This is a genomic window from Thermoplasmata archaeon (assembly GCA_036395115.1).
In the GTDB taxonomy this organism is placed as follows: Archaea; Thermoplasmatota; Thermoplasmata; order RBG-16-68-12; family RBG-16-68-12; genus RBG-16-68-12.
Window position 1 is genome coordinate 1 of sequence record DASWDU010000008.1, and the last position, 25,705, is coordinate 25,705.

Sequence of the window (25,705 nt, forward strand, 5' to 3'; positions counted from 1 at the left end):
TACACCCCTTGGCCTCCTCATGGGAGGCCGGGTTGGCCTGTTGGCCTGTTGGTCGGCCCACGCGAATGGGCCGTCGCTCCTCCGAGATGCAACACCATCGTCGCACCCCGGGCCCGTCCGTGTTCTGCGCAGAGCGCGTCATGCCGGACAGACCACTCGGACGGTGGTCTTCCACCGGAGGTGTGTAATCCACCTAATGGATGCCGCGCCATCATTGAGACGGAGGGAGGTCGGTGAAAGTGAAAATCCGGACGGACCGGCCATCGATGCGACTTCTCGGTGCACGCGCGATGGCGCGCGGGAACGAGATCCGTCGCCAATTCGCGCCGGGGAAATCCTTGCGCGCCGGCCGACTTGGGACTCTGCCAGAGTGCACAAAGCTCTTAGTCGGGCGGACCGTTCGTTTTGGTGACGATGATCGACGATCGCCGGATGCGGGCCCTCGAGAGCCAGGTGGACGCACTCCGGACGAAAGAGAAGGACTCGGACACGCGGAAGACGTACGAGCAGGTGTTCGATCGCGCGGCCCTCCTGACGATCGCATCGCTGATCGGCGATGGCGTGATTGCGACGCTGGACTATCCCGTCAGCACCGGGAAGGAGGCGAGCGTGTTCCACGCCACGGACGCCGCGGGGCGGGCGAAGGCGGTCAAGATCTACCGAATCGCCAATGCGACGTTCCGGAACATCGCCGTTTACATCGAAGGCGACCCGCGTTTCAAGAAAGTGAAGAAGGCGATCCGGCCGACGATCTTCGCCTGGGCCCAGAAGGAGTACAAGAACCTCGTGCGGATGGACGATGCCGGCACGCGAGTGCCGAAGCCGGAGCGGGTGCTCGATAACGTCCTCGTGATGGAATACATCGGGGACGAGTCGCAGCCGGCGCCAACGCTGCGCGAGGTGGCCCTGGACGATCCCCAATCGACGTACGCGGACGTGGTGGGGAACCTACGGGCGATCCGGAAATCCGAACTCGTGCACGCGGATCTCAGCGAGTACAATCTGCTCTATTGGGAGGGACGCGTCATCGTCATCGATGTCGGCCAAGCCGTGACGCTCGACCATCCACGGGCGGAGGACTGGTTCAAGCGGGACATCTCGAACATCGCGCGGTTCTTCCACCGACGAGGCGTGGACGTGACGCCCGCCCAACTCGAGGCAGCGGTCGTCGAGGACTGACATGCTTTACGCGCGTATCTCCTCGGAGCGGATCGGGGTCCTGATCGGGGCGGAGGGTGTGACGAAGGAGCGGCTCCAAGACGCGACCGGCACGCGGATCGCCGTCGACTCGTCCACGGGCGAGGTGACGATCGACGAGTCGTCGGCGAAGGATCCCGTGCTCGCGCTGAAGGCCCGCGACATCGTCCATGCGATGGCGCGCGGGTTCTCGGAGGACCGTGCCTTTCGCCTCCTCGACGACGACGCGTACCTCGAGGTGCTCGACATCAAGGACTTCGCCCACTCGAAGAACCGAGTCGGGCAGATTCGCGCACGCCTGATCGGGACCAAGGGCAAGACCCGGCGCCTAATCGAAGAACTCGCGGGCGTCGACGTGAGCGTCTTCGGGCACACGGTTTCCTTGATCGGAGGATTCTTCGAGATGGCGATTGCCCGCGAGGCCGTCGTCATGCTGCTCCGCGGGAGCGAGCACAAGACGGTCTACCGGTTCCTCGAGCGGAAGCGCGCGGACATCAAGGCCTACCAGATGGGGTTCTAGGGTGTGCCGCCGTAGCCTTTTAGGGCCCTGGATTCCTTCCTCGTAGCGATGGGCAAGGGGGATGCGGAAGCCGTCCGCGACGGTTACCGGGTCGCGCTCCGGGGGGCGTTGACGAGCCCCGATCCGGCCGCCCTCGTGCGGCTCCGGGGGGAACTGCAGATCGTCTCCCGCTGGCTCGGCGTCGAGCGCCGGGACGACCTCCGTCGGACGGCGGCGTCCGCCCTCGATGCCGTGACCGATTTCTACCAGTTCGGCCTCGAGATCGGCGGGTTCTCGGCCTCGACAAAAGCCGCGGAGTCGGCGAGTTTCTACGACCTCGCGTCCATCGGCATCCTCGCGACCGAGAACGTCCTGACCGCGGAGAGGAAGAGCCTCATGCGGTTCTTGATGAGCGGACTCGCGGAGGGGCTCACGTTCCTCGGAAGCCGGCAGTACGTCGCCGGCAGCGAGGCGGTCCTGCAGGCCGCGTACCGGACGCGCTCGCTCGCGGTGCACGATGCCCTCTGGTCTCTCGCCACGGAGTTCCGGAATCCGAGCGATCTCCCCTCGATTCGCGAGGCCCGTGGGGCGATCGACGCCGTGTTCGCGAAGATCGACGGGCCCGGCGTCCCGGTGGGGACGCGCCTCGGCGCGCTCCTCCGGCTCGCCGCGCTGGTCGCGGTCATCCGCTGCGCGAGCCTCCTCGATGCTCTCGACGCCTTCCGGTGATTGGGTCCGAAAACGGTTATATAACACTCGGGACTAATATGACAAGCGGGACTACAGCGGCCGAGGTGGCGTCCTGCCGAAGTACGTGTACCTGTTCGAGGAGGGCGACGCCTCCCTGCGAGACCTGCTCGGCGGCAAGGGCGCGGGCCTCGCCGAGATGACGCGGCTGGGGCTCCCCGTGCCACCCGGCTTCACGATTACGACGAAAGCATGCAACGCTTACTCCAAGAGCGGCCGTTTCCCGCCCGGCCTCCTCAAGGAGGTCTTCCACGAACTCGCGACGATCGAGGCGAAGGTCGGCCGAAAATTTGGGGATCCGGAGAATCCACTCCTCGTGTCCGTCCGGTCCGGGGCGAAGTTCTCCATGCCCGGGATGATGGACACGATCCTGAACGTCGGGTTGAACGACGCGACCGTCGGCGCCCTTGCCCGGCAGACGGCGAACGATCGGTTCGCGTGGGACGCGTACCGTCGGCTGATCGCGCTCTTCGGCCGGATCGTCAAGGAGGTCGATGGGCGCAAGTTCGAGGCCATCCTAGATGGGTTCAAAGGGCGGACGGAAGGCAAGAGGGATACGGACCTCACGGCGGACATGCTCCGATCCGTCGTCGAGGAATTCAAGGGCCTCTACCGGACCGAAGTCGGCGAGTCGTTCCCCCAGGACCCGGAGACCCAACTCCGCGAGGCGATCGGTGCCGTGTTCCGCTCCTGGAACGGGAAGCGCGCCGTCGACTACCGGAACTTCAGCAAGATCCCGCACACGTTGGGCACCGCGGCGAACGTGCAGACGATGGTGTTCGGCAACATGGGCCCCGACTCGGGGACGGGCGTCGCGTTCACGCGGAACCCGTCCACCGGGGCCAAGGAACTATTCGGCGAGTTCCTGCCGGACGCCCAGGGGGAGGACGTCGTCGCGGGGATCCGCACCCCCATGAGGATCGCCCAGCTCCGGGAGAAGTTCCCGGATCTCTACGAAGAGTTCGCACGAGCTGCAGAGCTCCTCGAGAGGCATTATCGCGATGTTCAGGACATCGAATTCACGGTGGAGCGAGGCCGTCTCTGGATCCTCCAGACCCGGTCCGGGAAACGGTCCGCACGGGCCGCGGTCAAGATCGCGGTCGATATGGCGGGCGAGGGACTCATCTCGAGGCCGGAGGCGATCCTCCGCGTCGAGCCGGTCCATGTGGTTCAGCTCTTGCTTCCACAGTTCGACGAAAAGGCGAAGCTCGCGGCAAGGCGCGAGGGCCGATATCTCGCGAGGGGACTGAACGCCTCCCCTGGGGCCGCCGCCGGCTACGCGGTCTTCGATCCCGACGAAGCCGAGTCGCTCGGTCGCGACGAGAAGAAGGCGGTCGTCTTGATCCGGATCGAGACGTCGCCGGACGATGTCCATGGAATCCTCCATGCGAAGGGGGTGCTCACGGCCCGCGGCGGCGCGACAAGCCACGCGGCCGTCGTCACGCGAGGGCTCGGGATCCCCTGCGTCGCGGGCTGCGAGTCGATCGCGGTCGACTACGACGAAGGGGAGTTCCGCGTGGGCGAGAAAATCGTGCACCGGGGCGACTTCGTGTCGATCGACGGCGGCACGGGCGAGGTGTACGAAGGCCAGATCCCGACGATCGATCCCGACTTCACGAAGGAAGCCGATCTCCAAACGCTCCTCGGGTGGGCGGATGAGGAGCGGCGCCTCCAGGTCTGGGCGAACGCCGACTACCCCCGGGACGCCCAGCGCGCGCGGGAGTTCGGCGCACAGGGAATCGGCCTCGACCGGACGGAACACATGTTCATGGAGACGGACCGACTCGACATCATGCACGAGATGATCCTCGCCGCCCCGGACTACCGACGGGTTTCGGCGGAGGTCCGGACGCTGAAGGCCGAGATGGAGACGGCGCGGGAGGACCGGCGTCGTGCCCTCGAGGACCGCCTCGTGCACCTCGAGCCGAGCCTCCAAGACCTCTCCCGCCGCTACCTCGGATCTCTCGAGAAACTCGAGCGCCTTCAGAAAGGGGATTTCGTCGGCATCCTGCGGGCGATGGCCGGGCTCCCCGTCATCATCCGTCTCATCGACCCACCGCTACACGAGTTCCTGCCGAAGTACGAGACGCTGCTCGTCCAGGTGACGAAGCTCATGCTCGCGTCCGCGAGTCCCGACGTCCTGGTGCGAGCCGCGCGGTCCGACGACGACCATGCGTTCGTCGAGGAGGTCAAGCGGGCGGGCGAAGGGGAGATCGGCCGGGGGATCGAGACGCTCCTTCCGAGGAAGCAGTTGCTCCTGGACGCCGTCGCCGCCAGCCGCGAGACGAACCCGATGCTCGGGCTCCGCGGTTGCCGCCTCGGGATCACGTTCCCCGAGATCACCGAGATGCAGGTCCGCGCGATCTTCGAGGCGGCGTGTCAGCTTGCGAAGGAGGGACTCGACGTCAAGCCCGAGGTCATGATCCCCCTCGCGGGACACGTGAACGAACTCAAAGTGGAACGGGAGGCCCTCGAGACGGAAGCGCAGAAGGTGATGGAGCGGGAGGGCGTCCGGGTGGACTACAAATTCGGGACGATGATCGAGATCCCTCGAGCCGCCCTCACGGCGGACGAAATCGCGAAGTACGCGGAGTTCTTCTCGTTCGGGACGAACGACCTCACGCAGACGACGCTCGGCTATAGCCGCGACGACGCGGAGGGGAAGTTCCTGCTCGACTACGTCGAACGGGGGATCCTTCCCCACAACCCGTTCCAGACCCTCGACCGAGAGGGTGTCGGCGCGCTCATGCGGATGTGCGTCCAGAAGGGCCGCAAAGTCCGGAAGGACCTCGAGGTCGGGATTTGCGGCGAGCACGGCGGCGATCCCTCGAGCATCGAATTGTGTCACGAAATCGGCCTCGATTACGTTTCCTGTTCCCCGTTCCGCGTGCCCGTCGCCCGGTTGGCGGCGGCGCACGCGAAGCTGCGGAAGGACGTCGAGCGGCCCGAGGATCGCTGAATCGCAGGCGGTCTCATGGCGGGCCTCGTAGACTCTCCGTCCTTCGTCTTGGTCCTCGTCGTCTCGGCGTTCGTCCCGCCTCTCGTCTTCATGGCGTGGATCCGGAACACCGCCCGGTATGGGAAGGAGCCCTGGTGGACCGTGCTAAAGGCGTTCGTCGGGGGCGCCGTCCTTAGCGTGCTCGTCGCAATCGTGGCCAGCGTCGTCCTCCTCGTGACGCTCGGACAGGTCGGGTCGGTGAACGACTTTTTCGCGCGGCGGTTCACGGACCCGACGATTGCCATCGGCGCCCTGGTCGTCGCCCCGCTCGCCGAGGAAGCGGCGAAGGGCCTCGGCGTCCGGCCGGGCCGACCCCAGACCCAAGCCCTCGTGGACGGGCTGGTATATGGCGCGGCCGCCGGCCTGGGGTTCTCCGCGACCGAGAACCTGTTGTACGGCGTCGAAGCGCTGGTGAATCCCAACGGTGGGCCGTCCGCGTCCCTCGTGGTCATCGCGGTCCGCTCGTTCTCGTCGTCGTTTCTACATGCCAGCTCGACGGCCGTGATGGGATACGGGCTCGCGAAGAGCTGGCTCACCCGTCGCGCGTGGGCGTTCCTTCCCTTCTACATCGTCGCCGTGATCATGCACGCGACGTTCAACCTGCTGACGAGCCTCGGGCAGCTGTACGCGACGCAGTACGGGGAGGTCGGCGAGACGATTGGCTTCGCCGCCGCGGTGGCATTCGCCCTCCTCGCGATTACAATTGTGCGACTCAAACTGGCCGGAGCGCGCCGGGGGGTGGCGAGGTGATCCCACGCCGCAGCTCGTGATCGGCGGCACGTCGATTCCGGCTTCGAAGATCCTGTGCGTCGCGCGGAACTACGCGGACCACGCGAAAGAGATGGGGACACCGGTCCCCGACGAGCCGATTTTCTTCCTCAAGCCGGAGACCTCGCTCTTGCCGGGAGGGGGGACAATCCTGCTTCCGAGGGAGTCGAAGCGGGTCGAAGTCGAAACGGAACTCGCCGCCATCTTGGAGGCGGGAGGGAGGGATGTCGCCGCCGGCGACGCGATGCCCCTGGTCGCCGGATACGCGGTGTTCTTCGACATCACCGCGCGGGACCTACAAACGAAGGCGCGGAAGGACGGCTCCCCGTGGACCGCGTCGAAGGGGTTCGACACATTCGCCCCGATTTCGGAGGGAGTTCCCGCGAACCGCGTCCGCGAGCCGCACGGCCTCTCGATCCGGCTCCGGGTGAACGATACGGTCCGTCAGGACTCGAACACCGGGGAGATGGTCTTCCGCATCCCCCAGCTCATCGAGGCCGCGTCGCGGATCATGACGCTCGAGCGCGGCGACGTGATCGCCACGGGGACGCCCGCAGGGGTCTGGCCCATCGTGCCGGGCGATGTCCTGGAGGCGGAGATCGCGGAGGTTGGCCGCCTGCGATGCACGGTCGCGGCGCGAAATCGTTAACTATCCCCGACGGCCTGCGAGGCTGGGCCATGCGTTTTCGCTTCGAGTTGGATGGGGAGACCTATTCGAAGAACAAGGAGTCGTTCAAGAGACTCCTGGCCAGGCATGGCTTGCGATGGCGAGGGACGTTGGAGCGGCCGTTCTGGGCGAGCGGGATCGAGCGGGTGACCGCGGTCTTCGATCGCGATCCGGAAAAGGACGCCTTGCGGAGCGCGACCCTGGTCTGGGAGAGCGCGAAGAAATCCCCTCTCCTGGAGGATCTAAAGACCTGGGCGTGGCAGATCGGGGGGAGGGCGGTTGAGGACGCCGCGCCGTCCGCGGACCAGGTGACCGACGAGGTCGAGGCGGCGCTGCGCTCGTGGGACCTCGTCTGGAAGCCGAACGTCGACTGGCTGAAGTCGCAAGGCCGGCCCAAAGAGTGGATCGAGGCCGACGTGCGACGCTGGAAGCAGCGCCGTCAAGAGCGGCGGCGCGAGCTCATGGGGAAAGCCACGGACTAGAGGCTGTCTTTCGACCGGACCTCGAGGGTATCGAAGCAGTCGAAGCAATAGCCTTGCCGGCGGTCATCCGGCAGCAGCACGATCCGTGCGTGGCATCGGCGACACCGCCCCTCCCGGTCGCCGCCATCCGAAAGCCTGCGCATGTCCGGATGAATCTTCCATGCGATCATACCCGCCCCGAGGCGAACCCCGCCGAAGCACGGAGCCGCCGAAGTCTATAAAAACGTTGTGCGGACGCGCGATGGACCGGTGTGCGACGGCTTAATCTGCCGTTCCCTCGTTGTCGTCGCGCGTGCTCACAGGCTTCGTCACATTCGAAGGAATCGACGGCGCGGGGAAGACAACGGTGAGTCGGCTCGTCGCCGAATCCTTCCGTGCGGCGGACCATCGCGTCTTCCTGACGACGGAGCCCACCACGACGTGGCTCGGGGACGCGGTGCGGCGCGCCTACGACGACGATGTCGGTCCGATCGCCGAGTCGTTCCTGTTCTTGGCGGACCGCGCGACGCACGTCGACGAGATTCGTGCTCACCTTGAGAAAGGCGAGTTGGTCCTGTGCGACCGGTACGCCGACTCGACTTACGCGTACCAGGGGGCGCGGCTCGAGGGCAAGATGAGCGATCCCCTGCGGTTCCTCCAGCGTGCGAGCGACGCGTGGATCGTCCGTCCGGATCTGACGCTCCTGCTCCGCGTGCCCGTGGAACTCGGACTGAAACGAATCCAAGCGCGGCCGAATCTCATCCGATTCGAGGACCTCGCATTCCTGAAGAAGGTCGCTGCAAACTACGACCGGCTCGCTCGGTCCCGAAGATTCGTCGTGCTTGATGGGGCGCGCGATGCCGAGGCAGTCGCCGCGGAAGCGGTATCGGCGATCGAGAAGCGCGTCAGGCGGCAGCGACCGAGAGCGGGCGTTTCGACGTAAGCACGGCGCGGGTTAGGAACGCCCGCGCAAAGATCTTGGCCGTCTCCAGGTCGCCCCGCTGCAATTCGACGAGGAACGCCTTGCCGAACACCATTTGAAGGGAATCTTCTACGACGGCGAGCGCCATCATCGGATGGCGTCCTCCGAGAACGACTTGAACGCGGCGCTCAAGAATATCAGACATGATTATCGTTTGGCCATCCAGCAGGTCTACGCTTCGTGGACGGTTCTGTAACGTTTGCGGGTGATGGCCCTAGCGGACCGCCACCGCAACGTCGCTCCGCTCCGCTTCCGCTCCTCCCGTGCGCCTCTGGCCTCGCCAGGAGGACGTAGAGGGGACTCATCGCATAATCGCGGAGGGCACCGGGATGGAACCGTACACCCCTTGGCCTCCTCGTCGGAGGCCGGGTTCATTCAGTGGGCCCACGATTGGGCCGTCGCTCCTCCGAGATGCGACGCCATCGTCACACCCCGGGCCCGCCCGTGTTCTGCGCAGGGCGCGTCATGCCGGATTGGGCCACTCGACGGTGGTCTTCCACCGGAGGTCTCGGTGGTCTATCCTAACGTGGGCGATTCCCATCGACGTTTTGGGAGGACATCGGTGAAAGTGAAAATGCGAACGGAGCTGTTATCAACGAATCTCCGGTGTGCGAGCGCGCCAATCTGTGAACGAGTTCGGGTGACCGCCCCGACCTGGACAAATCTATTTAACTCGACTCCGGGTTATCGCGCCGCGCATGGGATGCACGCATGGAGTCCGCCGCTCATTCTAGGTCTTCTTCCCATCATGGCGACGGATTTGTCGGCGTCATCTACGGCGACATCGGCACGACATCTTTCCGCTGTTCCGTCGTCGATCGGATCGAGCGGAATGAGTTCGTCCAAGTCGAACACGAGACGTGTGGCGTCGTCCTCGGCCGTGTCGACCAGATTGAGCGGAAGACGGACCTGTCGCTGGACCGCGCTCAGCAGCTGAACGACGGCGACCCGGTCGACGTGGAGGAGCGGGTGTCCGCCCAGGTCAGCGTGATCGGGTATCGGGACGACCGCCGATTGCTCCAGGTCCCGCGCACCCCGTTCCGCGCCGGCGAGCCCGTGCGTAAGGCGGAGACCGCCACGATTCAAGAGGTCATCGGCCTCGAGGAAGACCGAAAGCACGGCGCCTATGTCGGGCTGCTGGCGGGCCATGACGTCCCCGTCTTCCTCGACATCAACGCGATGGTCCAGAAACACGTCTCGATCCTCGCGAAGACGGGCGGCGGGAAGTCGTACATCGCGGGCGTCCTCATCGAGGAGCTCATGAAACACCACGTGACTTGCGTCATCGTCGACCCGCACGGGGAATACGCCGCCCTCCGGGACAAGGGGAAACACCCGGAAGGAGCGGCCCGCTTCCGCGTCGAACCGCGGGCCTACGCGGACGTCATCCAGGTATTCTCCCCGGACACGAAGATCAACCCGGGGAGCCGGCCGCTGAAATTCACGCTCAGCAATCTCGACGCAAGGGACATCCTGTCGCTCACGGGCTCCGCGAAGGTCCGCACGCACCTCACGGGGCTGCGGAAGGCGCTGGACCTCCTGCGGCAGGCGACGAAAGACTACACGATCCGCGACATCATCCGCGTTCTCGAGCGTGAGGACGACCCACAGAACGCCTCCTTGATCGACGAACTCGAATACCTCAGCGAGGTCGAGATTTTCGCGAAGGAGGGCACGCGGATCGACGAACTCGTGATCAAGGGCAAGACAACGATCATCAACCTGAAAGGAGTGCCCCCCGACATCCAGGAGCTCGTCGTGAACCGGCTCGCGACCGCGATGTTCGAACTCCGCAAGGTCGGCCGGATCCCGCCCATGATGCTCGTCGTGGAGGAAGCACACAATTTCTGTCCCCAGGTCGGGCAGGTCGCGTCGTCGAAAGTCTTTCGAACGCTCGCTTCGGAGGGACGGAAATTCGGCCTCGGACTCGTCGTCATCACGCAGCGCGCCGCGAAGGTCGACAAGAACGTCCTCAGCCAGTGCAACACGCAGATCATCCTGAAGGTCACGAACCCGAACGACTTGAAGGCGATCATCGCGAGCGTCGAGGGCTTGACGACGGCGATGGCGGAAGAAATCTCCCGCCTTCCGATCGGCGTCGCGATCATGACGGGCGGGGGCCTCCAGATGCCGCTGATGGTCGAGGTCCGGCCGCGGGAGACGCGCCACGGGGGCGAGAGCGTGAAGGTCATCGAGGACTGAGACAGTCCGATGAAGTCTCCCTCGACAAGGGTCACGGGGCGTTGTGCGCGGTGTGATTACACATGATGCAAAAGCCTCACAACGCAAACGTGTCCGTCTATCTTCACCGCGCCGGATTTGGTGCCCCCGCAGGAGCGAGGCAGGGGGGGCATGAACGACACCGTCGTCGGCGAGTCTACCAAGTCTTGGACGACTGGCCAGTTTCGACCCACGGGAAGGGTGTCGGGGACACGACGTGCCATCGGTGGTCGGGACGACCTTAGACCTTCCAGTGTTCGGACCGTGCTTCTGTACGCTCAGGACAGCAAAGGAATGGGTCATGTCGCCCGGACCCTGACGATCGCTCGCCACCTCCTCGCCGCCTATCCGAACACCGTCGCTTACATCGCGACGGAGTCTCCCGTGACGAGCGAACTCCCCCTCCCGAGCCGATGCGACTACGTCAGACTGCCCACTCATTGGCTCTCTTGGGCGGATCATGAGAAAGTTACCCAACACTTGCGCGACGAGCGCGCAAAGCTCCTGCGCGAGATCGCGCTGCAACTGGCTCCGGACCTGGTCATCGTGGATCACGAGCCGGTCGGCCATAAGGGCGAGTTCCGGGCCGGCCTCTTCGCGCTTAAGGCCGAACGTCCGTCGACCAAATTCGTCTTCGGGCTGCGCGACGTCATGGACGATGCGGGCCGGATCCAGGCACAGTGGCAGGAATTGGGAGTCTACGAGGCCCTCGAGACCGTGTACGACGTCATCGCCGTGTTCGGCGAACGCGGCGTGTACGATATCGCAGATGCGTGCGCCCTCCCCGCATCCGTCCGGTCGAAGCTGCTCTATTGCGGATATGTCGTCCGAGAGCCGCCCCGGGTCGCCGGTCGCGAGGTGCGTGGACAGTACGGTTTGTCTCCGGAGGGACCCCTCTTGGTTGCCACGGTAGGCGGGGGAAGCGATGGCTACCCGCTGCTCGCGGCGACCTTGGATGCCCTGGACTGTTTGCAGGCCGCCCACCCGGGCCTCAACGCGATCCTCGTAACGGGACCGCTCATGCCGGCCGACGAGCAACTGGCGCTACGAGGACGAGCCGCGGCAAGGCGCCGGATCCTTTTCCATGCTGACAACTACCGACTCGTGAGCGTCGCAGACGCCGTCGTGAGCATGGGAGGCTACAACAGCGTGTGCGAAGCCCTGTGTGCCGGCAAACCCTTGGTCATCGTCCCGCGCATCGTCCCCAAACTCGAACAGCAGATCCGCGCGGCGACCATGGCGGCTAAGGGCTTGGCCCGTTGGGTCCATCCAAGGGATCTAAACGGGAAGAACCTCGCCGAAGCGATCGACTGGGCGTTGCGGCGCAATCGGGACGCGTATGCGCGACGGCTCCGCGAGGTGATTCCCTCGTTCGACGGCGCCCCGAGGCTCGCAGCCTACGTCGCCCAATGGCTCGGAAATGGTGACGTTCACCGCTCGCCTCCTAAGGATTCTCTGTCGGTGGAGGAAGCCGCATGATCGCCCCCTCTAACGCCTCGATGTCGGAAAGTCCCGCTCGAGCCATGACCGAAGGCCGAAACCAGGACATCCTGATCATCCTGTTGTACGCGCAGGACAGCAAAGGAATGGGTCATGTCACGCGGAACCTGACGATCGCGCGCCATCTCCTCGCCGCGTACCCGAACGCCGTGGCCTTCATCGCGACGGAGTCGCCCGTCGTGGACGACTTCTCGCTGCCGAGACGCTGCGACTACATCAAACTGCCCAGGCGTCTGATCCCCGATGGGATTCGCGAAACGCAAGCCGAAGCATCGGACGGTAAGGACCATTTTCGGGACATCCGAGGGAGGATGCTACGCGAGGCCGCCTTGGGACTGGCCCCGGACCTTGTCCTCGTGGATCACGAGCCCTTCGGGTATCGGGGGGAATTTCGCGAAGGACTCTTCGCTCTCAAGGACCGGTATCCCGACACGAAGCTCGTCCTCGGGCTACGCGACATCATGGACGACCCGGGGCGGATCCGGGCGAAGTGGCGGGAGAAGGGGGTGTACGATGCTCTCAAGGACCTATACGATGGAATCGCGGTGTACGGCTCGCGTTCCCTCTACGACGTCGCGGACGCCTACGGCATTCCACCTCCGGTGATGTCCAAGTTGCACTACTGTGGATTTGTCGTCCGCGAACCGCCGGATGTCGATCCCGTCGCCGTACGACTCCGTTACGGGCTTCCCTCAAAGGGGCCTCTCGTGGTTGCAACGGTGGGCAGCGGCATCGACGGCGCTCCAGTTCTCGAAGCCACCGAAGCGGCCGTCGAGCGGCTCCGCGCGAAGTTTCCCGACCTCCGCGCCGTCCTCGTGACGGGACCGTTCATGCCGTCCGAACAACAGGCGAAACTTCAGGAGCACGCGACGGCGGCCGTCCGGGTCGTCCCGCGGGCCGACAACTTCCAGCTCATGGCATGTGCGGATGCGATCGTGAGCATGGGCGGATACAACAGCGTGTACGAAGCCTTGGTCGTCGGCCGACCGCTGGTGATCGTTCCGAGGTGCACCCACAAGGTCGAACAGCGGATCCGTGCGGAGACGCTCGCCGCACACGACCTGGCCCGATGGATCCATCCGGAGAATCTGAACAAGGGTCGCCTCGCAGAAGACCTGGAGTGGGCCCTGACCCGCGATCGAGCAGCGCACGCGCGACTGGTTCGCGAAGTTATCCCTTCATTCGACGGGGCCGCTAACCTCACGGCATATCTCGGCTCGTGGCTCGGTCGCGCTCCCGCGGGCGGAGGACATTCCGGCAAAGAACCATCCCCGCTGGTGCAACCCGCATGATCCCCATCTCCTCCACCCTGCAACCGGACGAAACGGAGGCTGTCTTAGTTGCGGCGCTGCAGGATCTGCAAGGGACGGGAACTCGCCTCGAGAGGTGGACCGCGGACGATCGATTCACGGAGCACGGCAAGCGGAAGGTCGTTCGGTACGATCTCGAGGCACGACTGCCAGGGAGTCACCGCGTCCAGCGCTTTCGATGGCTAGGGAAGTTCTATGACTCCGACGAGGACGCGAGACGGGTCATGGCGGTGCTCCGGGACCTAGCGACGAACGGGAGCAGCGGCCGGGAGGGCCTCGCGGTCCCGAACGTCATCACCTATCACGCACCCCGCCGACTTCTCCTGATGACATACGAATCGGGCGAGTCGGTCGGCACGGCCATCGCGCGGGACGCCCAAGCGATTCTGGCGGCTCTCGGACGGGCCCTCGCAACGTTGCATGCGCTGCCGGTAACCCCTCCCCGAGTCACATCCCCCGGTGTCCTCCTGGACGATTTGCGGTCAAGGGTCGAGGATCTCTGCAAGCGGTTCCCCGCCGCGGCGGGTGTCTTGCGGAACGAATTCCTCCGGCTCGAACAGGAGGCGCCGCCGCTCCCCGCCGTGGCCTCGTTCGTGCACGGAGACTTCGGGCCCGCCAACCTCCTCTGGAGAAGCGGGCACATCGTCGCCCTGGATTTCGACAAGTGTGCCCAAGGCGATCCAGCCTTGGACCTGGGCAATTTGCTGACGCAGCTGCTCCGCATGACCGTCCGCAAGCCCGAGAAGTTGCACGACTTTCCTTCCGCGAGGGCGATCGTCCTCGACGCGTATCAGAGCTCTTCTCCAAAAGATCCTGGCCTGGATGGGCGGGTCGCTTGGTATGAGCGAGCGATCCTCCTGCGCAAGATTCACAAGCTGCTTTTCAGCGACAGCCAGAACCGGAACCCGGAGGTGAGGCGAAAGCGGGCGGCCGAAGCGACCCAGCTCGTCGATCTCATCTCAGCGGGCCCATCGCACAGGACGCCGGACCGATTCCCTACCGCGAGGATAGAACCTGTGACGGGGACGGGATTTCTTCGTGAGTCGGAGAGAGCGCGACCCGTTATGGTCCGCCCTGAAGGGTTTCCCTTCGCTCCCAGGTTCCCGCAGCTCGCGCTGGCCAGCGACCCGAAGATCATGCTCGAGGTTTTCCGGACCCATCTGAAGCCGGTCGGAGGGAGGGTCTACCGTATCGAGGACTGCGTCCCCTTCCGTTTCCGGTGCCACCCGTCTGCGAAGCGCTGCGTCCTCCAGTACACGCTTCACGTCACGGAGCCCTCCACGGGTCGCCGCTGGGACCAGTGGGTGACGGGCCTCCTGTATGCGGATGAGGGCAAGGCGGAACGGCACTGGAAGCAGATGGAGTCCACGGACCATCCCGGCCGTGAGATTCCCGAGGGCTGGATCACCTTCGAACCCGTGGTCCTCGTCCCGGAGATGCAGATGCTCGTGGAGGTCTTCCCGTTCGACCGGAGGCTTCGGAATCTGAGCCTCGTGATGGGCGGCGCGCGACGCAGCCTCGAGCCCCCGCTCCTGGCGCGTTTGGGGCCGGGCGCCTGGCAGGTCGAGGAGCGGACGATCGAGCCGATTCGATACCGGACCGAGTTGGGGGCCGCCCTCCGGTACACGATCCGCGCGCGGGATGCGCGGACGGGACGAGTCGAGACGACCCGTTGCTTCCTGAAGGTCTACAACCACGAGCATGGGGCCGAAACGTTGCAGCTCCTGCGGTCCCTGTCAAAGGCGCCGGACGACGGACAAAGGCCGTATTCCGTGATCAAGCCGATCGACTATCTGAGCGAGTTCCGGACCCTTGCCCTCGAGGAAGCCCCGGGCCATCCCCTGAGCCAGCTCCTCCTTCAGGGCATGGATCCGGCGGACGCCATGCGCCCGGTAGCGCAGGCCATCGCCGCGTTCAACCAAGATGACCTGCCGATTCCGCGGCAGGAGTCGCGTTCCGACCATCTGGAGGTGGTCCGCAGGGCGTCCAGCCTGGTCCAGTGGGCGTGTCCCGAGACGGGGGCTACCGTCCAGTCGATCACGGATGCGGTCGTCCAAGGACTGGACGAGGTGCCGCCCGGGCCGATACACGGGGACCTGAAGCCGGATCACATCTTCCTCTCCGAAGACCGTGTGATCTTCATCGACCTCGACCGCGCGGCCTTGGGCGATCCCGTCCGGGATCCCGCCCATCTCGTCGCATATCTCCTAGGCAGGCTCGGCTTGGACGCGATGCCTCGCGAGCTGACCCGCGCAGCCGCGGCCGCGTTCGTAGAGGAGTACTTCCGCCGGGTCCCGTCGTCGTGGCGGGAGCGGTTTCCCCTGCACTGTGCGGGCGCTCTCATCGAGCTCGCCAGCGGGTTTTTCAGCCGGCACGAATCGGGATGGCGCGATCAAGTCGCGGAGGCCGTCGAGGCGGCACATCACGCACTTTCGGATGGGTTCTGGTGAAGAATGCTGCCAAACCTTGACGTCCCCAATAACGGCCCGCCCTTGGGGCCTTGGCAGTTGTCCACGGAACTTCCCCAAGATCCCGCGTTGCCCGCCCTGGGGGCCTTTCGAGCCACGGGACTCTCGGGAGCCCTACCCGAGCTCGCGCTTTCCGATAGCCCCGTCGAGCTTCGGCTCTGCAACTACGTCGTTGGGTCCCGGGCGACGTTCGAGGCTCGGGCTGGGGACCGCCGTTTCGCCATCAAGCTTTACGCGGACGATCCGTCTCTCGAAGCGGATCTGTACCGAAGGCTCGCTCGCGTCGGTCTTGCCCGGGAACATGGGCCCCGGGCGCCGCGCTTGCTGGCCTCGGACGCCCGTCTCCGGGTCTTGGTCCTCAGCTGGTTGGAGGGGCCGACCGTCCATCATCTCGTTCGAGAGGGAAAAGGGGTCCGCGCCGGACAGCTCGCCGCCTCCTGGCTCTGGCATGCCTCCCGGCGACGCGTGAGGTTCGGGCCGCCGCGCGGCCGGGGACACATGCTATACCAAGCGGGCGTCTCGGCGGGGGCTCTCGGTGTCGTCCAACCCGCGCTTGGGGCTGACGCCAAGCGGGTGGCCAAGATGCTTGTGCGCGCGCCGCTCACGGAGGGCCCCCCGACTCTGGTCCACGGGACGTTCTACGCCCGCCACATCTTGGATTTGGGCGACGTCCCTGGAGTGATTGACTGGAATCAGTTCGGAGTCGGTCCGATCGAAATCGATGCCGGGATGTTCCTCGCAACGATCTCTCGACTCGCGCTGCGCCACGAGTCGTTCGCCCGCGAAGCCGAACGGACGAAGCAGTCGTTCTTGGACCGCGCGCGAGGGCTCTTGGACCTTCGAACCTTGGAGTGGTACTGGGCGGCAGGACTGTTGCACCTTGCCGCGACCGGCTTGAAGACCGCCCAGACTCGAGAAGTTCCGGGAGAAGCCCCCGCGATTCTCGAGGAAGCGGGGCGGCATGCCCGGTTCGCCACGGAGGGCTTTCCGGATGAGGCCCGGGAGATGCCGACCCTCCTCGCGCGGTTTCGACTGGCCTTCCGCTCCCGATCCCCCGCCCCGGCCCTCGCCCAGAGCGGCCCCGTCGATCATATGCGACCGAACTCCCCGGACGCCCAAAGGTCCGACCGGAAGGAATAGCATGAAAACCAGGACTGACATTCCCGACGACCCCGCGCTCCCCGCGCTCGGGGCAATCCGATCGGCCGGGCTTGCCGCCGCGCTTCCGGAAATGGGGCTCGATGGAGGGCCTGTAGAACTCCGGTTGTGCGGCTACACGCCGGGCGCGCGGGCAACGATCGAGGCGCGGGCAGGGGATCGTCACTTCGCGGTCAAGGCTTACGCGAAGAATCCCGTCCGGGAAGGTGCGCTGTACGAAGCGCTCGGTGCGGCGGGGTCGGCACCCGGCTCCCGGATTCGCGTCCCGCCCCTACTGGCCCGGAATCGCAAACTGCGACTGCTCGTCATCGGATGGCTCGAAGGGCCGAGTGTTCCCCGGCTGATCAGGGATGGACGAGGCGAGCGCGCGGGATATGTGGCGGCCCGATGGTTCAGGCAGGCCGCCTCGCTCGACCTGCGGTTCGGGCCGCGACGTGGCGCCGCTCACGCTCTGCGCATGGCGAACCGAGGGTTTGCGGTCCTCGGCGCCGCCGATTCCGGACTCGGAACCATCGCCAGGGCGCTATCAAGAAAGCTGGTTCGGACGCGGCCGCGGGATGGCCCGCCGCGTCTCGTGCACGGCACGCTGTACGACCGCCACGTGCTCGACCTCGGCGACTGCACCGGCGTGATCGACTGGCAACGCTTCGGGCGCGGACCCCTGGAGATGGATGCGGGAATGTTCTTGGCCACGACTGCGCGGATCGCGTTGATGCACGGGCATTTGGCGGGGGAGGTCGCGCAGGCCGAGGAGGCGTTCCGAAGAGGAACTGCAGGCGTGTTGGACGAGAGGGCTCTCGTCTGGCACCAGGCGGCGGCGTTCCTCCGGCTCGCTTCGAAGCCGGTCAGCCGTGCCGGAGGCGAGCGGCTCCGGGCCCGTGGTGAGCTGGACCCGCGGGCTGCGGCGATATCGCGTGCCCGGACGCTCTTGGACGAAGCAGCCCTTGTTGCGGAACCGGTGTTCCGCGACCTCGAGAGAGTCCCAGGACGGATTCGCACCCGCTTTCCGACCTTGGAGGCGCGTCCACAGGCGCGGTTCGAAACATTCAAGGACGAAGCGGAACCGTCGACGGAGAGGATTAAGTGACCGCACGACGACTTCGCGTTTCGCTCGGGGCAGGCAATGTCGGGCTGTGTACCGCCAATGCCTTCGCCAATCAAGGCGGGCTGGTGTGGTAAGGTGACGGCCCTTCCCCGAGAGGATCCGAGTCCCCCGGCCCGACTTGCCCAGTACAAGGCGCTCATCACGGCCGGCGGCATTGGGACGAGACTCCTGCCCTTCTCCAAGGAGATTCCCAAAGAGGTCTTTCCGATCATCGCACGGAATGGCGACGGTTCCCTCCAGCTCAAACCCGTGATTCAGGCAATCTTCGAACAGCTGTACACGGCGGGCATCCGGACCTACTACTTCGTTGTCGGGAAGGGCAAACGGGCCATCGAAGATCACTTCTCCACCGATTTCCGGTTCTTGGAGTATCTGAGCAAGAGAGGGAAGGTTTCCGAGAGCCTGTCCGCATTCTACGAGAAGATCGGGTCGTCCGATCTCGTGTTCCTAAATCAGATCGAGCCACTCGGATTCGGCAATGCGGTGCTCCTCGGACGAGGCGTCGTCCGGGGTCCATTCCTAGTCCAAGCCGCGGACACCTTCATCCTTTCCGACCACGACGATTGGATCGACCGCCTGGCGACGATGCACCAGAAGTACAACGCGGCGGCGACCCTCCTGTTCCATGAGGTCCCGGATCCGAGGCAGTACGGCGTCGTTGAGGGCGATTTCCTCGAGGAAGGAGTCCTCCGGATCGCGTCGGCGGTGGAAAAACCGCGGGAGCCGCGGAGCAACTACGCGATCATTCCAATCTACCTCTTCACGGACGTGGTCTTCGACGCCCTCTCCGGAATCAAGCCGGGTTTGGATGGCGAGTTGCAACTTACCGACGCAATCCAGAGGCTCGTGGCCCAAGGGAAGTCGGTCATCGGGGTCGGTCTGAGAGAGGACGAGCGCCGCTTGGATCTCGGCACCGTCGAGACGATGGTCGAAGCCTTGAAGGCGTCCCTCGCCGACGCGGTTGGGGAAGCAAGCATGGAGCCGGAGGGTGCGGGAACGCCATGGATAGCCGCCCCGCCGCACGAACCAGAGTCTGGTCTCGCGGATCTGCCGCGCAAGCCCGGACGCTCCGTGGCCCAACTTCCGTCTCCGAAGAGGGCAAGGGGGCGAGCCGATCGCCCGTAAATGGCGGTGACCGCATGAGCACCTATGAGTCACCCGGAATTCTCGGCGGCAACGAGCGGCCGCCTTTCTACGCCGAGGTCCTTCGACGTCTTCGGGAAAACAAGAAGATGATTGGACGCACGTTGAAGGAGCTCCTCATTGCCCTTGCCATCGAGCACTGGATTTTCCTTCAGACGCGTTTGGTTCCGTCCATCGTCATGCTCCTCGCGCAGGGAATTCCGTACTCGGAACCGATCTTGCCCTACTTGGTCGATCCTGTGGCATTCTACTCCTTGATTGCAAGCTCCCTTATCGTCGTCCTTTCCCGGATCCTGATATCGAGGCGTTGGCAGCGCGGGCTGGAGCCGCAACAGCGGTCCACGCTCTCCCGGATCATGTCTTACGTGAAGCCCCACTGGCGCTACGCGGTCGCAGTAGGGGCCGCAATCGTCACCTCGTCGTCTCTCGAGCTCGCCCCTCCGTGGATCTTGGGTATCCTCGTCATCGACAGGGTGATCAAGAACGCAGAATTGGGGCTCCTACCATGGGTGGTGGTTCTCATGGCTTCGGTCGTCGTCGCCAAGGGGATCGCCTCGTACGCGAAAGATTACCTCAGCGCGGTACTCGGCCAGAAGACGATTCACGCGCTCCGGTCGGATGTGTACAGGGACATCGAACACCTCCCCGTGGCCTTCTTCGACTCGGCCCGTACGGGGGAGCTGATCTCCCGCGTGGTCAACGACACGAATGAGATGGAGAAGGTCCTGACCGAGGACCTCGCAAATCTGGTCGCGAATGTGGTCCTGGTGGCCGGGGCGACACTCCTTCTCTTCCTGGTCGCACCCAGCTTCGCGATTTTCGTTGCGCCTGTCGCGGTGCTCATCGTGATCGTGGTGAACACCTTCAAGCGCGCGATTAAGGCCTCGGCAGCCAAGATTCGTGTGGCCTTCGCGGAGCTCACGGCGAGAGGCGTCGAGGTCCTTTCGGGGATTCGGATCGTGAAGAGCTTTCGGATGGAGGAGCGAGAAGCGCGCGAGTTTCACAATCGCTCGGTAGCAATCGCGAGGGCCAAGGTGAGCCTGGCGCGGCTTTCCGGCATCTACGGATCAACGGTGGATCTCCTGACCGCGTCCACGGTCATCGTGATCGTGTGGCTCGCCGCGCCCGCCGCGGTTACAAACACCATACAGGTCGGTGTCCTCGTGACCTTCCTCGGGTTGTTGGACCGCATGTTCAAGCCTCTCGTCCAGCTCAGCAAGGTCAACATCACGCTCCAGAAGGCGATTGCGGCGGCAGACCGGGTCTTCGAAGTCATGGACATCGACCCCGAGGTCTCCGACCCGTCCATCGGCCTCGCACCATCCACCCTCCAGGGCCGCATCACGTTCGACGGAGTGTCGTTTGGCTATCGTCCGACCAAGAACGTACTCGAGAATTTCTCCCTCGTGATTGAACCCGGGGAGACCGTGGCGGTCGTCGGATCGAGCGGCGCGGGCAAGTCCACCGTGGTCAATCTCCTCCTCGGTTTCTACCGACCTACGGCGGGGACGATCTACATCGACGATTACCCTCTGGAGAACCTGAACCTCGGTTACCTCCGGAACAAGATCGGTCTCGTCCTGCAGGAGCCGGTACTGTTCTCTGGCACGATCAAGGAGAATATCGGTCATGGGGATCCCAAGGCGTCGGAGCAGGACATCGAACGAGCCGCCAAGCTGGCGAACGCGCACGACTTCATCGCGGCCATGCCGAAGGGCTATGACACTGTCGTCGGCGAGCGCGGCGTGACCCTCTCCGTTGGACAGCGGCAGAGGATCGCGATCGCCCGGGCGCTCCTCAAGGATCCGAGCATCCTCATCTTGGACGAGGCAACGTCCAACATCGACTCCGAATCCGAGTCCCTCATCCAAGAAGCCCTGAATCGGCAGGCACGCCGTCGGACGATGATCGTAATCGGCCATAGGCTTTCCTCGGTCATGGATGCGGATCGCATTGTGGTCCTCGAGGACGGCGGAATCGTAGAGGTTGGTACCCATGAGGACCTCATCGGTAAAGGAGGGACGTACAGCCGTCTCTATGAAGCCCAGATCGACCGGGGCGAGCCAAGCGAATCCAAGGACGACGAAATCGAGGAGGATGCTTCCGCACGAACGCGATAGAGTTCAAGGAACCGGGCACTCGCCGCGGACGCTTGCCCGCGGCGCCTCCCTCGCCATGGTCGTGTCCTCACGATGCGGCTCGAATCGGTGCGAGAATGCTCATTGCAATCCGTTGGCGACGCCTTCGATGCGCGCACGACCACGGAAGTGTTATGAGTGGCGCAGGTTTCGCCACCGGTGGCGACGCTCCCTCCAAGGCGCCGGTGGCTTGCTCGGCGAGACGCCCCTGAAGGGGGGCGAACCAGGGTGGAGAAGCTAGGCATGCGAACGTTCCATCCAGGAACGGGTAGACGCGCCTCGAGTGTGCATCGAGGGCGCCGAGCTCCCGAGGAGGTGCGCCGCCAGTCGAGACTGGGGCCGTTCCGGTTGCAACCCGCTTCGCCGTTCCCGCGCCGGACCGGTAGAACGGGCCTGAACGGCAAGGGCGAATTGGCAGGAGAGTTGCAGAATCCCTTGGGCCTATTGAATGGGGTTCCAACGTCACCGGAAGATCTGGGCCCGATCGCGAGGCGGACTTGGGACCCGGACAGCGATGCAGGCGAAGACCCGACCGTGGGCAAGCGGGCCTCGAGGACACCAATCTGGCGTAGGCCATCGCGAAAGACGTTCGCGGCTCTCGCCATCGCGGTCCTTTTGGCGTCCGCTATAGGATGGGCCCTCGTCGATCGTGGGCCTGGACCAGGGTCGACGTCCGACTTCATCGGACCCCGCTGGAAAGATGAATCGGCGGACCACTTTACCTTCGCGGCCTCCGCGGACTTCGGAGGACGTGGCAATGTCGATTCGATCGCCCTCGCCGCACGGGCTAGGGCCTCGGGAGCGTCGTTCCTGGTCGCCCTCGGGGACCTCGGGTACTCGGGCGAAGGCGGATCGTGCCGGGACGTCGGTCGATATATTCCGGAACTCGTCATCGTGGCCGGCGACCTTGAGGTGGGGCAGTACCAGCGCGGGAACAGGTCTGGACTCGCCCAGGCTTGTCCCTACAGCCTCTCTTCTCCGTATGTAGCCGGCAACGGGACTCCGGGTTACGGGTTCGAATACTACTTCGATTATCCCCGCGCGAGCCCGCTCGCGCGTTTCATCATGATTTCCGCGGGCCTCGCGGAGGGGTTCGGTTACAACTACAGCAAACATTCTCCGCGCGTGGAGTGGATTGAAGACGCCGTCGACGACGCGCGCGACCACGGTCTCCCATGGGTCATCGTGGGCGTCCACCACCAGTGCCTCACCGTGGCCGCAAGACTCAATTGCTCAATGGGCCAGGCGGTCTTCGACGAACTCGTGGAGTCAAAAGTCGACCTCATCCTCGCGGGCCAAGACACCGCATACGAGAGGACCAAGCAACTCGACCAATCGGACGAGTGCCCATCCATCAATGCGACCAATCCGTACGACGCGTCGTGCATTACACCGCAGAGTTCCCCCGACCGCTACGAGAAGGGGGAGGGCACGGTCGTGGTCGTCCAAGGCGTCGGCGGACGCCCTCTCGAGAATGTGACGATCGACGGCACCAATCCCGAAATCGGATATTTCACCGAAGTGATGGGCCAAAATGCGAACACGGAGGGCCGGCTTCCCGGGTTCGGCTCCGTCTTCTACAACGTAACCGCCCACTCGATCACTGCGGAGACCGACTTCTGTCCCCCCGGCAGCGTAGCCGGGGGTTGGCATTGCCTCGCGGGTCGCGATACGGTGTTCACGGATCGGTTTGCCATTTCCGATGCCCCTCTACCACCGGTGCTGTCCCTTTTAGCCGCTCCTCCGCCCGATGGGTCATTTCCTGACACGTCCAGATCCGCAATCGCGATCGATGTGCCTCGGGCGGACGCCGTGAATGCGGTTTTGAGAGGTGTCTACCTCCGCACTCGATGGGCGCACTGGGGTTTCGGTTGAGGAGAAGGGACCGGACCGTTTGGATGCCTCGGGAATCCCTCTGGCCGAGAGGCCCGACGGGAGGAAAGGGTTTTCGGCAGCCACTCCTTTGTCCGGACAATGGAGCTACGAACCCTCGTCGATCATGACATCGTGCTGACGGAACGCGCCCTCGCGAAGGCCACCATCGCCGCGCCAAAACGGTCCCATCTTCGCAAAGTCGCGGAGGATTTCGTGGCGATGGCCAGGGCTTACCATCACGACGCCGTCCACTTTCGCCAGAAAGGAGAGCTCGAGGAAGCCTTGGCGAACATCAACTACGCTCACGGCTGGCTGGACGCGGGCGCCCGGCTGGGTCTCTTCGACGTAGGCGAGGACGACCAACTCTTCACGTTGAGCGAGTGATTAGAGGACCCGGGCGCCGTCGTTGTCGACCTCGCACCGTTGGAGTGTCCCGAACTTCAGGTAGAGGGTCGCGAGCTGCTCCCGGTTCCCCGTCGCGAACACGGAGTTGCCGAGCATCGCCATCGTCGCCCGCCCGAACATCCGACTCGCCCGGATGACTTCCAGGATGGTCTTGTTCGCGAGCCCCGACTCCTCGGCGAACCGGGCCCCGAGGTCGAAAAGCCGGTCGAGCGTCGGCCCTTCTGCGAACGCGTCGACGCATGCACCGCCCACGCGATTGATCGCTTCGACCTTCTTCGGATCTCGGATGACGGACTGCGTTGGGATCTCTGGTCCGAGGACGGCGAGGAGGAGATTCGCCTCAACGCGGAACGTTCGCACGTCGGCGTAACCGGGTGCGCCCGGTTTCCGTCGCAGGTCCATCCCGCCCAGGGAGGCGGGCACGACGTCGCCGAGCCCGGTGCCGCACTCGATCTCCGTCTCGTGGGCGATCGCCACGAGCTCGTTACGGGCCGTCCCGCGACCGAGCGCGTCGTCCAACGCGAGGGCGGTGCTGAGCGCCGCGGCGGCGCTCACCCCGAACCCCTGGGAGACGGGAAGCGGAAACTCGCTCAAGATTTTCACTTCGTGCGACTCGCCCGTAAGGACCTTCTCCGTCACCCGCCGCGTGACTTCTGCCGTGCCGCGCCGTCCGTTCACGAGGATGTCGATTGACTGTCGCGGCGCATCTCGCACCCGCGCGACCGTGTGGACCCCGAGGCTCAGACAGAGCCCCGCCCCGCGCGATCCTTTCTTCCGCGGATCCGGGTCGTCAACGACCTCGAAGAACGCGGTCACGTGGCCGGGGCAGAAAGCCTCACCCTCGGACACCATGGAGGACCGCCCGCCAGACCCGCTCCGCCGCAAGGGCTTTCGATCCATCGAATGTGTCGGACTGCCCTTTGCGGTCGAAGATCGTGACGGAGGTCGTGTCGGGCCGCACCTTCGAGACGTCATTTGCGACGACGAGGTCGAGGTCGGCCTCTTTCAGGAGCGCCATCGCCCGCGCCTTGAGTTCGACGTTCGTTACCCCGGCTTCGGCCTTGAACCCGACGAGCGCCTTCCGCGTCCCTTTGCGGAATTTCTCGAGGAGCTTCGGCGTGGGCTGGAGGTCCAGCGTGAGACCGCCCTCACGGCTCGGGATCTTGCCTTTCTGCTTCTTCGCCGGAGTGAAATCCGCCACTGCCGCGGGCACGACGCAGATATCCGCGTCCACCTTCTCGGCCATCGCCGCCAGCTCGGCGGTCGTCGCGAACGACGCATACGGGAGCCATGCCGGGACCGGCGTCTCGTGTCGCCCGAGCCAGAGCTCCACGTCGGCTCCGTGCTCATAGGCGACTTTCGCGAGTTCGATCCCGGTGCCGCCGGTCGACCGGTTCGTCACGATGCGGACGTCATCGATCGGCTCGACGGTCGCGCCTGTGACGACTAGGACGCGCATCCCGGCGAGGTCTTTCGGGCCGAGGCGACGGATAACGCGGGCCACGATCGTCTCGACGTCCGCCATCTTCGCCTTCTCCTCCTCCCGCTTCGGCTCGATCAGCTCGATCCCGATCTCCTTGAGCCGTCGCAAGTTTGCCGCGACGGCGGGGTTGTCCATCATCGACTCGTGCGCGGCAGGGGCGACCAGGGTCGGGATGCCCGAGCCGAGGGCGTTCGTCGCGTACGTCGTCACGGTCGAGTCGTCGATGCCGTGGGCAATCTTGCCGATCGTGTTCGCGGTGGAGGGCGCGATCAGCAGGAGATCGGCCTTCCCGTCGCGTCCGCACAGGACGAGATACTCCATCGAGCCCGCGATCTCCGTGACGACCGGGTGTCCCGTCGCGTACTCGAGCGCGTTCGGATGGAGGATCGCCGTCGCGGATCGTGTCATGACCGCATGGACGTCGGCCCCGTGGCGGATCAGTTCGTGAGCGAGCTTGACGGTCTCGACCGCCGCGATGCTCCCCGTGACCCCGAGGACGATCGTCTTGCCTTGGAGCTTCATGCTCTTCACGCCGCGCAGGCGTTCCGCCGGATGCATCCCCGCGACGATTGACGTGCGCG

Annotated in this window: 22 protein-coding genes; 18 read left to right on the forward strand and 4 right to left on the reverse strand. The window is 64.9% G+C overall.

The window, feature by feature from the left end; genetic code table 11:
• Positions 1 to 414 precede the first annotated feature (414 nt).
• The 8 genes from VF992_01920 (at position 415) to tmk (ending at position 8,280) form a co-directional block, all read left to right on the forward strand.
• Positions 415 to 1,179, forward strand: coding sequence for a serine protein kinase RIO (locus tag VF992_01920; protein HEX9339916.1), 765 nt, complete (start codon positions 415 to 417; stop codon positions 1,177 to 1,179).
• 1 nt (position 1,180) lies between these two features.
• Complete coding sequence (locus tag VF992_01925; GenBank protein ID HEX9339917.1) at positions 1,181 to 1,717, forward strand: KH domain-containing protein; 537 nt, start codon at positions 1,181 to 1,183, stop codon at positions 1,715 to 1,717.
• A gap of 48 nt (positions 1,718 to 1,765) precedes the next feature.
• A complete protein-coding gene (locus VF992_01930; GenBank protein HEX9339918.1) occupies positions 1,766 to 2,425 on the forward strand; it encodes a hypothetical protein in 660 nt (219 codons plus the stop codon).
• Positions 2,426 to 2,510: 85 nt separating this feature from the next.
• Entirely contained in the window at positions 2,511 to 5,402 is a 2,892-nt protein-coding gene (locus VF992_01935) for a pyruvate, phosphate dikinase (GenBank protein HEX9339919.1), read from the forward strand.
• Positions 5,403 to 5,417: 15 nt separating this feature from the next.
• Complete coding sequence (locus VF992_01940) at positions 5,418 to 6,191, forward strand: PrsW family intramembrane metalloprotease (GenBank protein HEX9339920.1); 774 nt, start codon at positions 5,418 to 5,420, stop codon at positions 6,189 to 6,191.
• Positions 6,192 to 6,207: 16 nt separating this feature from the next.
• A complete protein-coding gene (locus tag VF992_01945) occupies positions 6,208 to 6,858 on the forward strand; it encodes a fumarylacetoacetate hydrolase family protein (GenBank protein ID HEX9339921.1) in 651 nt (216 codons plus the stop codon).
• 29 nt (positions 6,859 to 6,887) lie between these two features.
• Entirely contained in the window at positions 6,888 to 7,358 is a 471-nt protein-coding gene (locus VF992_01950; GenBank protein ID HEX9339922.1) for a hypothetical protein, read from the forward strand.
• A gap of 292 nt (positions 7,359 to 7,650) precedes the next feature.
• A complete protein-coding gene (gene tmk / locus VF992_01955; GenBank protein HEX9339923.1) occupies positions 7,651 to 8,280 on the forward strand; it encodes a dTMP kinase in 630 nt (209 codons plus the stop codon).
• Here tmk and VF992_01960 read toward each other — a convergent pair.
• Positions 8,243 to 8,410, reverse strand: coding sequence for a hypothetical protein (locus tag VF992_01960; GenBank protein ID HEX9339924.1), 168 nt, complete (start codon positions 8,408 to 8,410; stop codon positions 8,243 to 8,245). The two genes, tmk and VF992_01960, sit on opposite strands and share 38 nt — an antisense overlap.
• A 620-nt stretch (positions 8,411 to 9,030) precedes the next feature.
• Between VF992_01960 and VF992_01965 the strand changes: the two genes are divergently transcribed.
• The 4 genes from VF992_01965 (at position 9,031) to VF992_01980 (ending at position 15,799) form a co-directional block, all read left to right on the forward strand.
• Positions 9,031 to 10,521, forward strand: coding sequence for an ATP-binding protein (locus tag VF992_01965; protein HEX9339925.1), 1,491 nt, complete (start codon positions 9,031 to 9,033; stop codon positions 10,519 to 10,521).
• A 312-nt stretch (positions 10,522 to 10,833) separates the two neighbouring features.
• Positions 10,834 to 12,018, forward strand: coding sequence for a glycosyltransferase (locus VF992_01970; GenBank protein ID HEX9339926.1), 1,185 nt, complete (start codon positions 10,834 to 10,836; stop codon positions 12,016 to 12,018).
• A complete protein-coding gene (locus VF992_01975) occupies positions 12,015 to 13,331 on the forward strand; it encodes a glycosyltransferase (GenBank protein HEX9339927.1) in 1,317 nt (438 codons plus the stop codon). Before VF992_01970 ends, VF992_01975 begins: the two co-directional genes overlap by 4 nt.
• Positions 13,328 to 15,799, forward strand: coding sequence for an aminoglycoside phosphotransferase family protein (locus VF992_01980; protein HEX9339928.1), 2,472 nt, complete (start codon positions 13,328 to 13,330; stop codon positions 15,797 to 15,799). Before VF992_01975 ends, VF992_01980 begins: the two co-directional genes overlap by 4 nt.
• A 132-nt stretch (positions 15,800 to 15,931) precedes the next feature.
• Here VF992_01980 and VF992_01985 read toward each other — a convergent pair whose 3' ends face one another.
• Entirely contained in the window at positions 15,932 to 16,120 is a 189-nt protein-coding gene (locus tag VF992_01985; protein ID HEX9339929.1) for a hypothetical protein, read from the reverse strand.
• Between VF992_01985 and VF992_01990 the strand changes: the two genes are divergently transcribed.
• The 6 genes from VF992_01990 (at position 16,040) to VF992_02015 (ending at position 23,620) form a co-directional block, all read left to right on the forward strand.
• Positions 16,040 to 16,957 (forward strand): phosphotransferase, encoded by a 918-nt coding sequence (locus VF992_01990; protein HEX9339930.1) that lies wholly within the window; start codon positions 16,040 to 16,042, stop codon positions 16,955 to 16,957. The genes VF992_01985 and VF992_01990 overlap by 81 nt on opposite strands.
• Before the next feature lies 1 nt (position 16,958).
• Complete coding sequence (locus tag VF992_01995) at positions 16,959 to 18,062, forward strand: phosphotransferase (protein ID HEX9339931.1); 1,104 nt, start codon at positions 16,959 to 16,961, stop codon at positions 18,060 to 18,062.
• 93 nt (positions 18,063 to 18,155) lie between these two features.
• Positions 18,156 to 19,205, forward strand: a complete 1,050-nt coding sequence (locus VF992_02000) for a sugar phosphate nucleotidyltransferase (GenBank protein HEX9339932.1) — start codon at positions 18,156 to 18,158, stop codon at positions 19,203 to 19,205.
• Between the two features lie 14 nt (positions 19,206 to 19,219).
• Complete coding sequence (locus VF992_02005) at positions 19,220 to 21,343, forward strand: ABC transporter ATP-binding protein (GenBank protein ID HEX9339933.1); 2,124 nt, start codon at positions 19,220 to 19,222, stop codon at positions 21,341 to 21,343.
• 633 nt (positions 21,344 to 21,976) lie between these two features.
• The gene (locus VF992_02010; GenBank protein ID HEX9339934.1) at positions 21,977 to 23,236 is read left to right on the forward strand and encodes a hypothetical protein; all 1,260 of its coding nucleotides are present in this window, start codon (positions 21,977 to 21,979) and stop codon (positions 23,234 to 23,236) included.
• A gap of 99 nt (positions 23,237 to 23,335) precedes the next feature.
• On the forward strand, positions 23,336 to 23,620 hold the full coding sequence (locus tag VF992_02015) for a DUF357 domain-containing protein (GenBank protein HEX9339935.1): 285 nt from the start codon (positions 23,336 to 23,338) through the stop codon (positions 23,618 to 23,620).
• On the opposite strand, the gene VF992_02020 is transcribed toward VF992_02015, so the two are convergent.
• Positions 23,621 to 24,493, reverse strand: a complete 873-nt coding sequence (locus VF992_02020) for a hypothetical protein (GenBank protein ID HEX9339936.1) — start codon at positions 24,491 to 24,493, stop codon at positions 23,621 to 23,623.
• On the reverse strand, positions 24,477 to 25,682 hold the full coding sequence (gene coaBC, locus VF992_02025; GenBank protein ID HEX9339937.1) for a bifunctional phosphopantothenoylcysteine decarboxylase/phosphopantothenate--cysteine ligase CoaBC: 1,206 nt from the start codon (positions 25,680 to 25,682) through the stop codon (positions 24,477 to 24,479). Before coaBC ends, VF992_02020 begins: the two co-directional genes overlap by 17 nt.
• Between the last annotated feature and the right edge of the window lie 23 nt (positions 25,683 to 25,705).

Excerpts from the sequence above, each read along its gene's own strand:
- VF992_01920 (HEX9339916.1), top strand. The coding sequence starts at position 415 with ATGATCGACGATCGCCGGATGCGGGCCCTCGAGAGCCAGGTGGACGCA.
- VF992_01925 (HEX9339917.1), top strand. The coding sequence starts at position 1,181 with ATGCTTTACGCGCGTATCTCCTCGGAGCGGATCGGGGTCCTGATCGGG.
- VF992_01930 (HEX9339918.1), top strand. The coding sequence starts at position 1,766 with ATGGGCAAGGGGGATGCGGAAGCCGTCCGCGACGGTTACCGGGTCGCG.
- VF992_01940 (HEX9339920.1), top strand. The coding sequence starts at position 5,418 with ATGGCGGGCCTCGTAGACTCTCCGTCCTTCGTCTTGGTCCTCGTCGTC.
- VF992_01950 (HEX9339922.1), top strand. The coding sequence starts at position 6,888 with ATGCGTTTTCGCTTCGAGTTGGATGGGGAGACCTATTCGAAGAACAAG.
- VF992_01960 (HEX9339924.1), bottom strand. The coding sequence starts at position 8,410 with ATGATGGCGCTCGCCGTCGTAGAAGATTCCCTTCAAATGGTGTTCGGC.
- VF992_01965 (HEX9339925.1), top strand. The coding sequence starts at position 9,031 with ATGGAGTCCGCCGCTCATTCTAGGTCTTCTTCCCATCATGGCGACGGA.
- VF992_01970 (HEX9339926.1), top strand. The coding sequence starts at position 10,834 with ATGGGTCATGTCGCCCGGACCCTGACGATCGCTCGCCACCTCCTCGCC.
- VF992_01975 (HEX9339927.1), top strand. The coding sequence starts at position 12,015 with ATGATCGCCCCCTCTAACGCCTCGATGTCGGAAAGTCCCGCTCGAGCC.
- VF992_01980 (HEX9339928.1), top strand. The coding sequence starts at position 13,328 with ATGATCCCCATCTCCTCCACCCTGCAACCGGACGAAACGGAGGCTGTC.
- VF992_01985 (HEX9339929.1), bottom strand. The coding sequence starts at position 16,120 with ATGTTCCCGGGCAAGACCGACGCGAGCGAGCCTTCGGTACAGATCCGC.
- VF992_01995 (HEX9339931.1), top strand. The coding sequence starts at position 16,959 with ATGAAAACCAGGACTGACATTCCCGACGACCCCGCGCTCCCCGCGCTC.
- VF992_02005 (HEX9339933.1), top strand. The coding sequence starts at position 19,220 with ATGAGCACCTATGAGTCACCCGGAATTCTCGGCGGCAACGAGCGGCCG.
- VF992_02015 (HEX9339935.1), top strand. The coding sequence starts at position 23,336 with ATGGAGCTACGAACCCTCGTCGATCATGACATCGTGCTGACGGAACGC.
- VF992_02020 (HEX9339936.1), bottom strand. The coding sequence starts at position 24,493 with ATGGTGTCCGAGGGTGAGGCTTTCTGCCCCGGCCACGTGACCGCGTTC.
- coaBC (HEX9339937.1), bottom strand. The coding sequence starts at position 25,682 with ATGCATCCGGCGGAACGCCTGCGCGGCGTGAAGAGCATGAAGCTCCAA.